This window comes from Streptomyces sp. NPDC091416 (genome assembly GCF_044756845.1).
In the GTDB taxonomy this organism is placed as follows: Bacteria; Actinomycetota; Actinomycetes; order Streptomycetales; family Streptomycetaceae; genus Streptomyces.
The window spans coordinates 107,481-120,668 of the sequence record NZ_JBIVTU010000001.1 but is presented as its reverse complement, the minus strand read 5'-3'; the positions used below and the strand labels follow the sequence as shown (position 1 = coordinate 120,668).

General features: G+C 71.0%; 11 protein-coding genes. 5 read left to right on the top strand and 6 right to left on the bottom strand.

What is annotated here, in order from left to right; genetic code table 11:
• Positions 1-349 precede the first annotated feature (349 nt).
• From ACIQMX_RS00295 to ACIQMX_RS00285, 3 genes are all read left to right on the top strand, one after another.
• Positions 350-1,009, top strand: a complete 660-nt coding sequence (locus ACIQMX_RS00295) for a DUF6230 family protein (protein ID WP_363074476.1) — start codon at positions 350-352, stop codon at positions 1,007-1,009.
• Between the two features lie 91 nt (positions 1,010-1,100).
• A complete protein-coding gene (locus ACIQMX_RS00290) occupies positions 1,101-1,721 on the top strand; it encodes a DUF6114 domain-containing protein (RefSeq protein ID WP_363074474.1) in 621 nt (206 codons plus the stop codon).
• The gene (locus tag ACIQMX_RS00285) at positions 1,711-3,009 is read left to right on the top strand and encodes a hypothetical protein (protein ID WP_402474077.1); all 1,299 of its coding nucleotides are present in this window, start codon (positions 1,711-1,713) and stop codon (positions 3,007-3,009) included. Before ACIQMX_RS00290 ends, ACIQMX_RS00285 begins: the two co-directional genes overlap by 11 nt.
• Positions 3,010-3,100: 91 nt before the next feature.
• Here the strand turns inward: ACIQMX_RS00285 and pyk are convergent, their stop codons facing one another.
• From pyk to pta, 3 genes are all read right to left on the bottom strand, one after another.
• Positions 3,101-4,531 carry a pyruvate kinase gene (pyk, locus tag ACIQMX_RS00280; RefSeq protein ID WP_363074470.1) on the bottom strand — a complete coding sequence of 477 codons (1,431 nt, stop codon included), beginning with the start codon at positions 4,529-4,531 and terminating at the stop codon, positions 3,101-3,103.
• Positions 4,532-4,605: 74 nt separating this feature from the next.
• Positions 4,606-5,838, bottom strand: coding sequence for an acetate kinase (locus ACIQMX_RS00275; RefSeq protein WP_402474075.1), 1,233 nt, complete (start codon positions 5,836-5,838; stop codon positions 4,606-4,608).
• A complete protein-coding gene (gene pta, locus ACIQMX_RS00270) occupies positions 5,835-7,916 on the bottom strand; it encodes a phosphate acetyltransferase (RefSeq protein WP_363074466.1) in 2,082 nt (693 codons plus the stop codon). Before pta ends, ACIQMX_RS00275 begins: the two co-directional genes overlap by 4 nt.
• A gap of 310 nt (positions 7,917-8,226) precedes the next feature.
• Here pta and ACIQMX_RS00265 point away from each other — a divergent pair, with 310 nt between their 5' ends.
• Together ACIQMX_RS00265 and ACIQMX_RS00260 are read left to right on the top strand one after the other, a co-directional pair.
• Positions 8,227-9,252: an ATP-dependent 6-phosphofructokinase gene (locus tag ACIQMX_RS00265; RefSeq protein ID WP_363074464.1), complete on the top strand. Its 1,026-nt coding sequence runs from the start codon at positions 8,227-8,229 to the stop codon at positions 9,250-9,252.
• A 206-nt stretch (positions 9,253-9,458) separates the two neighbouring features.
• A complete protein-coding gene (locus ACIQMX_RS00260; RefSeq protein ID WP_402475546.1) occupies positions 9,459-9,920 on the top strand; it encodes a GNAT family N-acetyltransferase in 462 nt (153 codons plus the stop codon).
• Between the two features lie 30 nt (positions 9,921-9,950).
• Here ACIQMX_RS00260 and ACIQMX_RS00255 read toward each other — a convergent pair whose 3' ends face one another.
• The 3 genes from ACIQMX_RS00255 to ACIQMX_RS00245 all read right to left on the bottom strand — a co-directional run bounded on the left by ACIQMX_RS00255 (position 9,951) and on the right by ACIQMX_RS00245 (position 13,067).
• Complete coding sequence (locus tag ACIQMX_RS00255; protein ID WP_402475545.1) at positions 9,951-10,574, bottom strand: helix-turn-helix domain-containing protein; 624 nt, start codon at positions 10,572-10,574, stop codon at positions 9,951-9,953.
• A gap of 154 nt (positions 10,575-10,728) precedes the next feature.
• On the bottom strand, positions 10,729-11,403 hold the full coding sequence (locus tag ACIQMX_RS00250) for a response regulator (protein ID WP_402474071.1): 675 nt from the start codon (positions 11,401-11,403) through the stop codon (positions 10,729-10,731).
• Positions 11,400-13,067, bottom strand: a complete 1,668-nt coding sequence (locus ACIQMX_RS00245; RefSeq protein WP_402474068.1) for an ATP-binding protein — start codon at positions 13,065-13,067, stop codon at positions 11,400-11,402. The genes ACIQMX_RS00250 and ACIQMX_RS00245 overlap by 4 nt, the downstream gene beginning before the upstream one ends.
• Positions 13,068-13,188: the final 121 nt, after the last annotated feature.

Here is a 13,188-nt window from a genome sequence, read left to right as displayed (position 1 = left end):
ACCCCCTTGTGTCACGGCCGCGAATGGACCACGATCGGCCACGCTCGGTCCAATAACGCCAGTCCGGCTGCCAGTCGGTGCGGCGGCTCTGTTGGGTCCCCACCGAGCGGATCGGCGGCAGTGGCGCCGATTCCGGACAGGGGGGTTCCTGCTGACCGGCAGGGCCTGTCCGAAACAGGTTGCGCGAACGCGTGGCCAGTGGTTGTCGCTCGGGGGTGATCGCCGGTGATTCGGGCACGGTTCAAGCCCCGTCCGCAGGCGCTCTCCTTCCCGAGGACGTAGCACTTCTCCCATCCCAGGTCGGGCAGGATGCCAGGCCGGAGATGTACGTCCGAGAAGGAGGAAAAGTATGAGTTCCCAGGTTCGCGGTGGCACGAGATGGAAGCGTTTCGCTGTCGTCATGGTGCCGAGCGTCATAGCCACCGCCGCAGTCGGTGTGGGTCTGGCACAGGGCGCGCTCGCCGCGTCGTTCAGCGTGTCCGGCCAGGAGTTCAAGGTCAAGGCGGGCGAGCTCGAAGGCTACGACTTCGTCCAGTACGGCAGTGTGGCCACTGAATCCGGCGCCGACCCCAAGGTCGACGGCAAGGGTCACGCCGTGGCCGTGTCGGGCTTCAGCAAGGCCTACATCACGGACATGTGCCAGTCGGTCGTCACGCCGAACCTGCCGTTCGGTCTCGGCACCATCACCATGAGGCTGGAGGCGGGCGGCAAGGGACACGATCGTGTCTACGCCAAGGACCTCTACCTCGATGTGTCGCAGCTCGAGGCCGATGCCAAGTTCAAGAACATCGACATCGGCGTGGCTGCCGGTTCGCTGAAGACGGGCAAGCCCGGGAGCATAGGCATCCAGCCTGGCACCCAGGCCAACCCGAACGGGTTCTCCCAGCGGGCCGAGGAGGCCCTGCTGACCGACGTGCGCCAGAAGGCATGGGCCACGACGGCCGGCACCTTCAACCTCAGCGGTCTGAAGCTGAGCCTGCACAAGGGCACCGACAAGGAGTGCTACTAAGCACCCGCCAGGGTGGCCGGGGGCGTATCGCTCTCCGGCCACCCACCCTTCTCTTTCTCACAGCAGTACCGGTTCCAGGGAGCTGTTTTCCATGAGCCCCGAATCCCAAGGGCAGAACGAGCACTACCTCAGCGTCTTCCGGCGGACGTTCCGTACGTGGCGGGGTAACCGGCCGTTCTGGGCGGGCCTGTTCACCATGCTGGGCGGAGTACCCATCGCGTACTTCCCGTACGCGAACATGCACCTCGGCAACGTGACGCTGGCCATGTCCACCACCGCGGGCGCCGGGTCGCTCATCATCGGAGTCCTGCTCGTCACGCTGGGCCTGACGATGTGGTTCCACAGCATCGTCCGGGTGTTCGCCGGAGTCGCGGCGATCCTGCTGGCCCTGATCTCCATACCCGTCGCCAACATCGGCGGCTTCCTCATCGGCTTCCTGTTCGCCCTGATCGGTGGCGCGCTCTCCGTGTCCTGGGTCCCGGGCGAGCCGAAGCCGGACGGGGCCGAACCGGCCCAGGGCCTCGCCGGCGAGGCGCAGGCGCCGGGGCTGCTCGGCGCGCAGACGCCGGAGAACATCTCGTTCACCAAGGACGAGCAGGCCGCCCCGGTCCACCCCGAGGGCGCACTCCACGGGATGGGCGTCCCCGAGCAGCAGCCGGCGCAGTACGACACGACAGTCGAGGTCGACGGCGGGAGGCATCGTGCGGGGTGACGACAGGCAGGTGAACGCACCGGGCGAGGGCGGGCTCGACGAGCGAAGAGGGCCGCGTCACGCCGCACCCAGGAAGTCGCTGCTGACGAAGCTGCACATGCCCTCGGGCAAGAAGGCGTTCGCGCTCGCCGCGATGCCGACGGCCGTCTTCGTCGGGATGGGCCTCACCCCCAAGCTCGCGATGGCCGACGACGCCACCGACATCCCGTTCGCGCCCGGCCCCTGCGTGACCCGCTCCGACGAGCCGAGCGAGTCGGCGGATCCGTCGCCCTCGGCATCGAAGACGCCCTCCCCGTCGGCCTCCGAGAGCAGCAAGCCGGCGCCGGACAAGAGCGACGGGGCGACCCCGGAGCCCACGGCCACTCCGTCGGCGAGCGCGACGGACGACACGACGGCCGGCACGGCCAAGAAGAGCGCCGACGCCCCGGCCGCGACGGCGAGCCCGAGCCCCACCGCCACGAAGTCGACGAACCCGCTCGACCCGCTGGGCTGGGGCGACAAGCTCAAGGACCTCTTCGACGGACCGGACAAGGAGACGGCGAGCCCGTCCCCCAGCCCCACCACGGCGACCCCGGAGCCCTCGAAGTCCGCTACCGCGGAGCCCACGGAGAAGGCCGCCGACAAGCCCGTCGAGAAGGCCACGGACGCGGCGAAGGACACGGTCGACAAGACCGCCGACGCCATCCGTGACGCGGCCGACAAGGCCGGCAAGCCGGTCGAGGAGCTCGAAGAGGACGTCAAGGGTCTGGACCCGAAGGCGGACGAGGACATCCCGGACGGCGCCAAGCCCTCCTTCCCGTGCCCGACCGCCGACCCCGAGGCCCTGGCCGCGGCCGATCTGGAGCAGGGCATCCCCCGCCTCCCGAACGAACCGTGGGTCCTGGAGAGCTCGCTGCTCACCCTGGTCGGGCTCGACTACAAGGGCATCGTCGAGGTGGAGAAGGGCGACGGCAGTACGAAGAAGGTGCTGAAGTTCACCGCCTCCTCCATCGACATCAAGGACCTCCACCAGCTGACCGTCGGCCCGCAGCCGGGCGTGACGGGCCACGTGAAGGCGCGGAAGGGCTCCACGTCCACCATCCGCGACGGCGAGGTGACGATGTACACGGACGAGCTGAAGGGCAACCTCTTCGGCCTCATCCCGATCACCTTCAGCCCGGAGACCCCGCCGCCGCTGAACGTGCCGTTCGCGTTCTTCACCAACGTGAAGCTCAAGCAGGCGGGCCAGTTCGGCGGGACGCTGACGGTGCCCGGTCTGCAGAACTACTTCACCCAGGACGGCGCCTGAAGCACCCCTGACCCGTCCGGGAGCCGCACAACGGCTGTGGGCCGCACCCCCTCGGGGGTGCGGCCCACAGTCATGTCCGAGGCGGACGCCGTCAGTCGCGGCTCTGGCCGCCCACGTGGTGCACGCGCACCATGTTGGTCGTGCCGGGGATGCCGGGAGGCGAGCCGGCCGTGATGACCATCGTGTCGCCGTTGCTGTAGCGGTTCAGCTTCAGCAGCTCCGCGTCGACCAGCTCCACCATCGCGTCCGTGTTGTCCACGTGCGGGACCACGTGGGCCTCGACGCCCCAGCTGAGGGCCAGCTGGTTGCGGGTCGACTCGTCCGTGGTGAAGGCGAGGATGGGCTGCGCGGCGCGATAGCGGGAGAGGCGGCGGGCGGTGTCGCCGGACTTGGTGAAGGCGACCAGGGCCTCACCGTTCAGGAAGTCCGCGATCTCGCAGGCCGCGCGGGCCACCGAACCGCCCTGGGTGCGGGGCTTCTTGCCCGGCACCAGCGGCTGGAGGCCCTTGGAGAGCAGCTCCTCCTCGGCGGCGACGACGATCTTCGACATCGTCTTGACCGTCTCGATCGGGTACGCGCCGACCGAGGACTCCGCGGACAGCATGACCGCGTCCGCGCCGTCCAGGATCGCGTTGGCGACGTCGGACGCCTCGGCGCGGGTCGGGCGCGAGTTGGTGATCATCGACTCCATCATCTGGGTCGCCACGATCACCGGCTTGGCGTTGCGCCGGCAGAGCTCCACCAGGCGCTTCTGCACCATCGGGACCTTCTCCAGCGGGTACTCGACGGCGAGGTCGCCACGGGCGACCATCACACCGTCGAACGCCGCGACGACGCCCTCCATGTTCTCGACGGCCTGCGGCTTCTCGACCTTGGCGATGACGGGGACCCGGCGGCCCTCCTCGTCCATGACCTTGTGGACGTCCTTGACGTCGCTCGCGTCCCGCACGAAGGAGAGCGCGACCAGGTCGCAGCCCATCTTCAGGGCGAAGCGCAGGTCGTCGATGTCCTTCTCGGACAGGGCCGGGACGTTGACCGCCGCACCCGGCAGGTTGATCCCCTTGTGGTCGGAGATCACCCCGCCCTCGATGACGATGGTGTGGACGCGGGGGCCGTCCACGGAGACGACCTTCAGCTCGACGTTGCCGTCGTTGATGAGGATCGGGTCGCCCTTGGCGACGTCGCCCGGCAGGCCCTTGTAGGTCGTGCCGCAGATCGACTTGTCCCCGGGGACGTCCTCTGCGGTGATGACGAACTCGTCCCCGCGGACCAGCTCGACCGGGCCCTCGGCGAACTTCGCGAGGCGGATCTTCGGGCCCTGGAGGTCGGCGAGCACGCCGACCGCCCGCCCGGTCTCGGCGGCGGCCTTGCGGACCCGGTCGTAACGACCCTGGTGCTCCGCGTGGGAGCCGTGACTGAAGTTGAATCGGGCCACGCTCATGCCGGCCTCGATCAGAGCGACGAGCTGCTCATGGGAGTCGACGGCGGGACCGAGGGTGCAGACGATTTTGGAACGGCGCATGAGGCGGATCCTATCGGTTTGTTTCGCTGCGGAATATTCCGTCTGGCGGAAGATACAAAGGGGCGCGGGGGTGCTCAGTTGTCGACCAGTGCGAAGGTCTGGCCGGCGATCTCCAGTTCCTCGTCCGTCGGCACCACGGCGACCGCGACCCGTGCGTAGTCCGGCGAGATCAGCCGGGGTTCGCCGGACCGTACGGCGTTGAGATCCGCGTCCACCACGAGGCCGAGTTCCTCCAGTCCCGCGATGGCAGCCTCGCGTACGGGAGCCGAGTTCTCGCCGACCCCCGCCGTGAACACCACGGCGTCCACCCGGCTGAGGACCGCCGAATAGGCGCCGATGTACTTCTTCAGCCGGTGCACGTAGATGTCGAAGGCGAGCGCCGCACGCTCGTCGCCCTCGTCGACCCGGCGCCTGATCTCCCGCATGTCGTTGTCGCCGCAGAGGCCGACCAGACCGCTCTTCTTGTTGAGGAGTTCATCGATCTCGTCGGCCGACATGCCCGCCACCCGCTTGAGGTGGAAGGTGACCGCCGGATCGATGTCTCCGGAACGCGTACCCATGACCAGCCCTTCCAAGGGGGTCAGTCCCATCGAGGTCTCCACGCACCGGCCGCCCGCCACCGCCGAGGCGGACGCGCCGTTGCCCAGGTGCAGCACGATGACGTTGACGTCCTCGGGTGCGCTGCCCAGCAGCTCGGCCGCCTTGCGGGAGACGTACGCGTGCGAGGTGCCGTGGAACCCGTACCGGCGGATCCGGTGGGCGTCCGCCGTCTCCACGTCGATCGCGTACCGCGCCGCGTACTCCGGCATCGTCGTGTGGAACGCGGTGTCGAAGACCGCCACCTGCGGCAGATCGGGGCGCAGCGCCCGGGCCGTACGGATACCGGTGATGTTCGCCGGGTTGTGCAGCGGCGCCACCGGCACCAGGCGCTCGATCTCCTTCAGCACCTCGTCCGTGATCACGGTCGGCTCGGTGAACCGCAGCCCGCCGTGCACCACCCGGTGGCCGATCGCCGCCAGTTCGGGGGAGTCCAGCCCGAGCCCGTCGGCGGCCAGCTCCTCGGCGGCCGCCTTGAGCGCCGCCTCGTGGTCGGCGATCCGGCCGGTGCGCTCACGGCTCTCGCCGCCGGTCAGCGGGGTGTGGACGAGGCGTGACGTCTCCTCGCCGATCCGCTCGACCAGCCCGGACGCGAGCCGGGTGTGGTCGCGCATGTCGAGGAGCTGGTACTTCACGGAGGAGGAGCCGGAGTTGAGGACGAGCACCCGGCTCGCTCCGGGGGTGGTGGCTGCGGTGTTCGGGGTGGTCATGCGGGTCGCTCCTCGCCCTGTGCCTGGATCGCCGTGATGGCCACGGTATTGACGATGTCCTGGACCAGCGCGCCCCGGGACAGGTCGTTGACGGGCTTGCGCAGCCCCTGGAGGACCGGGCCGACGGCCACGGCGCCCGCCGAGCGCTGCACGGCCTTGTACGTGTTGTTGCCGGTGTTCAGGTCCGGGAAGATCAGCACCGTCGCCTGGCCCGCCACCTCGGAGCCGGGCAGCTTCGTCGCGGCGACGCTCGGCTCCACCGCGGCGTCGTACTGGATCGGGCCCTCGATCATCAGGTCCGGGCGGCTCGCGCGCACCCGGTCCGTCGCCTCGCGGACCTTGTCGACGTCGGCGCCCGACCCCGACGTGCCCGTCGAGTACGAGAGCATCGCGATCCGGGGTTCCACGCCGAAGCGGGCGGCGGTGACCGCGGACTGCACGGCGATGTCCGCGAGCTGCTCCGCGTCCGGGTCCGGGTTGACCGCGCAGTCGCCGTACACCAGCACCTTGTCGGCGAGGCACATGAAGAAGACCGACGAGACGATCGACGCGTCCGGCTTGGTCTTGATGATCTCGAACGCCGGGCGGATCGTCGCCGCCGTCGAGTGGACGGCACCGGAGACCATGCCGTCCGCGAGTCCCTCCTGGACCATCAGGGTGCCGAAGTAGTTGACGTCCGAGACGACGTCGTACGCGAGCTCGACCGTCACGCCGCGATGGGCGCGCAGCTGCGCGTACCGCTCGGCGAAGGCCTGGCGCAGTTCGGAGGTCTGCGGGTCGATCAGCTGGGTGCCGGCCAGGTCGATGCCGAGGTCGGCGGCCTTCTTGCGGATGACGTCGGGGTCGCCCAGCAGGGTGAGGTCGCAGACGTCGCGCCGCATCAGTACGTCGGCGGCGCGCAGCACCCGTTCCTCGGTGCCCTCCGGCAGCACCACCCGGCGCCGGTCCGCGCGGGCCTGTTCCAGGAGTTCGTGCTCGAACATCATCGGCGTGACCCGGCCGCTGCGGGCGACCGAGATCCGGTCCAGGAGGGCCGCGGTGTCGACATGCCGCTCGAAGAGGCCCAGGGCCGTCTCCGCCTTGCGCGGCGTCGCCGCGTTCAGCTTGCCCTCCAGGGCGAAGAGCTCCCCGGCCGTGGGGAAGGAGCCGCCGGCCACCGAGACGACCGGGGTGCCGGGTGCGAGACGCGCGGCCAGCTTGAGTATCTCCTCGCCCGGCCGCTCGTTCAGCGTCAGCAGCACGCCCGCGATGGGTGGCGTCCCGGCGCTGTGCGCGGCGAGCGAGCCGACCACCAGGTCCGAGCGGTCCCCGGGCGTCACCACCATGCAGCCCGGCGTCAGCGCCTTCAGCAGGTTCGGCAGCATCGCGCCGCCGAACACGAAGTCCAGCGCGTCCCGCGCCAGCCCCGCGTCGTCGCCGAGCAGCACCGTGCCGTCCAGTGCCGCGGTGATCTGCGCGACCGTCGGCGCGGAGAGCGCCGGGTCGTCCGGCAGTACGGAACACGGCACCGGCAGCGTGGCCGAGAGCCGTTCCGCGATGACGTCGCGGTCCGCGGAGGCCACCCGGTTCACGATCATCGCCAGCACGTCGCAGCCCAGACCCGCGTACGCGCGGTACGCGTTGCGGGTCTCGGCCCGCACGGACTCCGCGTCCTGGTCCTGCCCGCCGACCACCGCGATCACGGAGGCGCCGAACTCGTTGGCGAGGCGGGCGTTCAGCGCCAGCTCGTCGGGGAGCTGGGTGGCGGCGAAGTCGGTGCCGAGGACGAGGACCACCTCGTAGTCCGCGGCCACCCGGTGGAAGCGTTCGACGAGCCGGGAGACCAGTTCGTCGGTACCCTGCTCCGCCTGGATCGCGGAGGCCTGGTGGTAGTCGAGGCCGTAGACGGTCCCCGGGTCCTGGGAGAGCCGGTAGCGGGCCCGCAGCAGCTCGAACAGCCGGTCGGGGTCGTCGTGGACCAGGGGCCGGAACACCCCGACCCGGTCCACCTGACGCGTCAGGAGCTCCATGACTCCCAGATCGACGACCTGACGGCCGTCTCCCCGGTCGATCCCGGTCACGTACACGCTGCGCGTCACGCGTGCTCTCCCGTCATCTCTTGTCCGGTATGTTGTCCGGTTCCGGTGGTATCGCCCGTTTGACGATACCTGCGGGGACCGAGAGGCCGCCCGCCGGACGAAAGTCCCTGGTCGCAGCCGTCGTAGCCACCGCCGCAGCCTTGCCGGCCGCCCGTGGAGCAGCCGAAAGCGCGAGGTACGGACCTGACGTGGGACAATCCTCGTGACTCACGGTACGGGGGATGAGGCCGTTGCCCCGGCCCGCACACCACAGGACGGCCCCAGGGCCGGCCGGCGGATGAGGGTTTCAGCGAACAGGAGATACAGCACGATGCGCATCGGAGTTCTCACCGCAGGCGGCGACTGCCCAGGCCTGAACGCAGTGATCCGGTCGGTCGTGCACCGTGCCGTGGTGGGTCACGGCGATGAGGTCATCGGCTTCGAGGACGGCTTCAAGGGCCTCCTCGACGGTCACTTCCGCCCTCTCGACCTCAATGCGGTGAGCGGCATCCTCGCCCGCGGCGGCACCATCCTCGGCTCCGCCCGCCTGGAGCGCGACCGGCTGCGCGAAGCCGCGGAGAACTGCGCCGAGCTGAGCCGTCGTTACGGCATGGACGCACTGATCCCGATCGGCGGCGAGGGCACGCTCACGGCCGCCCGGATGCTGTCCGACGCGGGCATGCCCGTCGTCGGCGTCCCGAAGACCATCGACAACGACATCTCGGCCACCGACCGCACCTTCGGCTTCGACACCGCGGTGGGCGTCGCGACCGAGGCCATAGACCGCCTGAAGACCACGGCGGAGTCCCACCAGCGCGTCATGGTCGTCGAGGTGATGGGCCGCCACGCGGGCTGGATCGCGCTGGAGTCCGGCATGGCCGGCGGCGCCCACGGCATCTGCCTGCCCGAGCGGCGGTTCCAGGTCGAGGACCTGGTCAAGATGGTCGAGGAGCGCTTCGCGCGCGGCAAGAAGTTCGCGGTCATCTGTGTCGCCGAGGGCGCGCACCCGGCCGAGGGCTCCATGCCGTACGCCAAGGGCGAGATCGACCAGTTCGGCCACGAGCGCTTCCAGGGCATCGGCAACCGCCTGGCCGTCGAGCTGGAGACCCGGCTCGGCAAGGAGGCCCGGCCGGTCATCCTCGGCCACGTCCAGCGCGGCGGCACCCCGACCGCGTACGACAGGGTGCTCGCCACGCGCTTCGGCTGGCACGCGGTGGAGGCGGCGCACCGCGGCGACTTCGGGCGGATGACGGCTCTGCGCGGCAACGACATCGAGATGGTGCCGCTGGCCGACGCGGTCACCCGGCTCAAGACGGTGCCGGTGGCCCGGATGCACGAGGCCGAGTCGGTCTTCTGACCGCCGCGTCCCGGGAGCGCACCGGGAAGAAGATGCCGAACCGGCCCCGGCCGTCCACCTGGACGGCCGGGGCCCGTCCGTTCCCCGTCGCCGCCACGGCGTTCCGCCCCAGTGGTTCGCCTCCCTAGAATCCCGCCGTGACCCTCAACGCGCACGACCTACGGATCAGGCCGGGAGGCCCGGCCGACGCACCGGCCGTTCTCGGCATGCTCGACGCCGCGGTGGCCTGGATGAACGCCCGAGGCAACACCGAGCAATGGGGTACGACGCCGTACTCCCGGATACCCGGCGGGACCGAACGGATTCAGCGGTACACGACCGAGAACGCCTCGTACATCGCGGAGCTGGACGGTACGACTGCCGGAGCTCTGGTCCTGGACACCGGCCCCAGCCCGCAGATGCCGATCGCGCCGGCCGAGGTGCCGGAGCGGTATGTCCGGCTGCTGGTGACCGACCGGGAGCGCGCCGGTCTGGGCATCGGGTCGGTCCTGCTGGACCACGCCGCGGAGGAGACCCGGCGGGCCGGCGTGGACCTCCTGCGGGTCGACTGCTGGGCGGGCGGCGGAGGCGAACTGGTCGCGTACTACGAGCGCAACGGCTTCACGGCCACGGAGAGCTTCCTGTCCGGTGCCTGGCCGGGACAGGTGCTGGCCAGGCGCGTCCACTGACGGCACGGGGGACTCGCAGGACGGAAGACACTACGCCTTTGCCGTCTCCCAGAACCGGTCCACGATTCCCACGAGATACGCCCGCCCGGCGTCCCCGGTGGCGCCCGACGGCTCCGTTCCCGTACTGCTCCAGCTGAGCGTGGACACCATCAGCGCCTGGTAGTCCGAGTGCAGCCGCTCCAGCGAGCCCTGGATCAGCGGGCGGTCCAGGGGCGCGAGCTTCGCCACCGGCCTGACGTACGCCTGCCAGCGGGTCTTCACCGCGCTGCGCAGCAGCTCCGCCAGTTCCTCGTCGCGTCCGGAGACCGTCACGAACGCGGCCGGGTTGAGCTCCAGAGCCTCGCTGAGGGCGGCGGACTGGCGCTCGTTGCCCCGCCACTTGCCCGACTCCTCCATCCGCAGATACGCGGACGCGGACATCCCGAGCTGTCCAGCCAGCTCCTCCGGGGTCATCTCCCGGGCGACCCGGTGCTCACGCAGGGTCCGGGCGGCCGTGAGGAGTTCGCCCGGCGCACACCACAACACGCCCGCCAGCGCCGTGAGTTTGTACTCGGACGGCCAGGCCAGTCCGCGCTCCCAGGCCGCGACCGTCTCGGCGCTGATGCGAAGGCCGTACTGGGCGCCGAGGCCGTAGGCGACATGGCCGGGAGCCATCCCCAGGGCCTCGCGCAGTCTGCGCGCGGCGGGGGCGTTGAAAGGCGGGGTGGGGTGCACGGCCCCACCGTAGGAGGTCAGAGGCGGTATGACCACGGTGTGTTCACACGATGACCACAGCTCATAGGAACCTCCAGACGGCCGGGGGGCGCGCTCAGCGTTCCTCGGCCAGCCACCGGTAGTGCAGTTCCGGGCGTCCGATCTGTCCGTACTGGGGACTGCGGACCGCCCGGCCCGCCGTCACCAGGTGTTCCAGGTAACGGCGGGCCGTGATGCGCGAGATGCCCAGCTCCACGCCGGCCGCCGCCGCCGTCACGCCGTCCGGGGCCGCCCGCAGCACGCGCGTCACGGCCTCCAGGGTCGGGCTGCTGAGGCCCTTGGGCAGGCGGGCGGGCTGCGGCGTGCGCAGGGTGGCCAGCGCACGGTCCACCTCGTCCTGGCCGCTCGCCTCGCCGGCCGCCGCGCGGAACTCGGCGTAACGCACGAGCCGGTCGCGCAACGTGGCGAAGGTGAAGGGCTTCAGGACGTACTGGACGACGCCCAGCGACACGCCCTCGCGGACCACGGCCAGATCGCGGGCCGAGGTCACCGCGATCACATCCGCCCCGTGCCCGGCCGCGCGCAGCGCACGCAGCAGCTGCAGCCCGTGTCCGTCGGGCAGGTACAGGTCGAGGAGCAGCAGGTCGACCGGGACGCGGTCCAGGGCCCGTACCGCCTCGGCCCGGGTGTGCGCGACGGCCGCCACGGAGAAGCCCCGCACACGGTTCACGTACAGCTGATGGGCGTCGGCGGCCACGGGATCGTCCTCGACGACCAGTACCTGGATCACGGGGTCCTCTCCTTCCGCGCACCGCTGCCCTGCGCGAGCGGCAGCCGTACCGTGAACTCGGCGCCGCCGTCCGGGCCCTGTTCCAGGACCACCGTGCCACCGTTGCGGTGCGCGGCCTGCCGGACGAGCGCCAGGCCGAGACCGCGGCCCGCGCCGTGCGTCGACCAGCCGCGGCGGAACACCTCCGCGGCGTCGTCCGGTCCGACGCCGGCCCCGTTGTCGGCGACGCGCAGCAGGAGCTCCCCGTCGTCGGCGAGCGCGGTGACCGTGACCCGGGCGCGGGCCGGGCGCGGGCCCGTGCGCTGGGCGGGCACGCCGCCCCCGCCGGGGCCCGTCACCGCCTCCGACGCCGCGTCCACCGCGTTGTCGATCAGATTGCCCAGGATGGTCACCAGATCGCGCTGCGGCAGCGTCGCGGGCAGGGCCCCGTCGTCGATCAGGCTGTCGTCCGCCAGCACCAGTTCGACCCCGCGCTCGTTCGCCTGCGCGGCCTTGCCGAGCAGCAGGGCCGCCAGCACCGGTTCGCCGACCGCGCCCACGACCCGGTCGGTGAGGGCCTGGGCCAGCTCCAGTTCCGCCGTGGCGAAGCCGACCGCCTCCTCCTCACGGCCCAGCTCGATCAGCGAGACCACGGTGTGCAGCCGGTTCGCCGCCTCGTGCGCCTGCGAGCGCAGGGCCTGGGTGAACCCGCGCTCCGAGTCCAGCTCGCCGGACAGCGCCTGGAGTTCCGTGTGATCGCGCAGGGTCACGACGGTGCCGCGCCGCTCCCCGCCCACCACCGGGCGGGTGTTGACCACGATCACCCGGTCCGCCGTCAGATGCACCTCGTCCACCCGCTCCTCGGAGGCCAGCAGCGCCCCGGTCAGCGGCGCGGGCAGATCGAGTTCGGCGACCCGGCGGCCGACCGTGCCGGGCGCCAGGCCGAGCAGTTCGCGGCCCGCGTCGTTGATCAGGGCGATCCGGCGCTGCCCGTCGAGCATCAGCAGGCCCTCGCGCACCGCGTGCAGGGTGGCCTCGTGGTAGTCGTGCAGCCGGCTCAGCTCGGCGGCGTTCATCCCGTGGGTGTGCCGCCGCAGCCGGGCGTTGATCACGTACGTGCCGAGCCCGCCGAGCGCCAGCGCCCCGCCCGCCGCCAGCCCCAGCGCGCCCAGCTGGGCCCGTACCTGCGAGGAGACCCGCTCGACCGTGATGCCCGCACTGACGAGGCCGACGATCCTGCCGCCGTCCCGGATCGGCGTGACGACCCGTATCGAGGGTCCGAGCGTGCCGGTGTACGTCTCCGAGAAGGTCTCGCCGCGCAGGGCCCGCGCCGTGTGCCCGAGGAAGCTCTCGCCGATCCGCTCGGCGTCCGGGTGCGTCCAGCGGACCCGGTGCGGATCCATGATGGTGACGAACGCTATCCCGGTGTCCTTGCGGACCTGCTCCGCGTACGGCTGCAGTACGGCCGACGGATCCGGGGTGCGGATCGCCTCCCGTACCGAAGGCGATCCGGCGATCGCCAGCGCGGCCGCCCGCACCTGCCGGGTCGCGGTCTCCTTGGCCTGGCCGCTGCCGGAGACGTACGCGAAGAAGGCGCACCCCGCCACCACGGCCGCGACCAGCACCACCTGCATGGCGAAGAGCTGGCCCGCCAGGCTGCGCGGGCGGGTACGGGGGAAGCGCATCTCCACAGTCTGCCTGGCCGAAAACCTATGAACGAAATGCACACAAGGGTGACCGGCGTCACACGGAGCGGGATAGTCGCCGAGGCCCCCAGGGACGGGGGAGGGACAGGAACGAGCCGAG

Bases quoted from the DNA above. Each gene is read 5' to 3' on its own strand.
- ACIQMX_RS00245 (WP_402474068.1), bottom strand. From the start codon at position 13,067: ATGCGCTTCCCCCGTACCCGCCCGCGCAGCCTGGCGGGCCAGCTCTTC.
- ACIQMX_RS00265 (WP_363074464.1), top strand. From the start codon at position 8,227: ATGCGCATCGGAGTTCTCACCGCAGGCGGCGACTGCCCAGGCCTGAAC.
- pyk (WP_363074470.1), bottom strand. From the start codon at position 4,531: ATGCGCCGTTCCAAAATCGTCTGCACCCTCGGTCCCGCCGTCGACTCC.
- ACIQMX_RS00290 (WP_363074474.1), top strand. From the start codon at position 1,101: ATGAGCCCCGAATCCCAAGGGCAGAACGAGCACTACCTCAGCGTCTTC.
- ACIQMX_RS00295 (WP_363074476.1), top strand. From the start codon at position 350: ATGAGTTCCCAGGTTCGCGGTGGCACGAGATGGAAGCGTTTCGCTGTC.
- ACIQMX_RS00275 (WP_402474075.1), bottom strand. From the start codon at position 5,838: ATGACCACCCCGAACACCGCAGCCACCACCCCCGGAGCGAGCCGGGTG.
- ACIQMX_RS00255 (WP_402475545.1), bottom strand. From the start codon at position 10,574: ATGGCTCCCGGCCATGTCGCCTACGGCCTCGGCGCCCAGTACGGCCTT.
- ACIQMX_RS00260 (WP_402475546.1), top strand. From the start codon at position 9,459: ATGCTCGACGCCGCGGTGGCCTGGATGAACGCCCGAGGCAACACCGAG.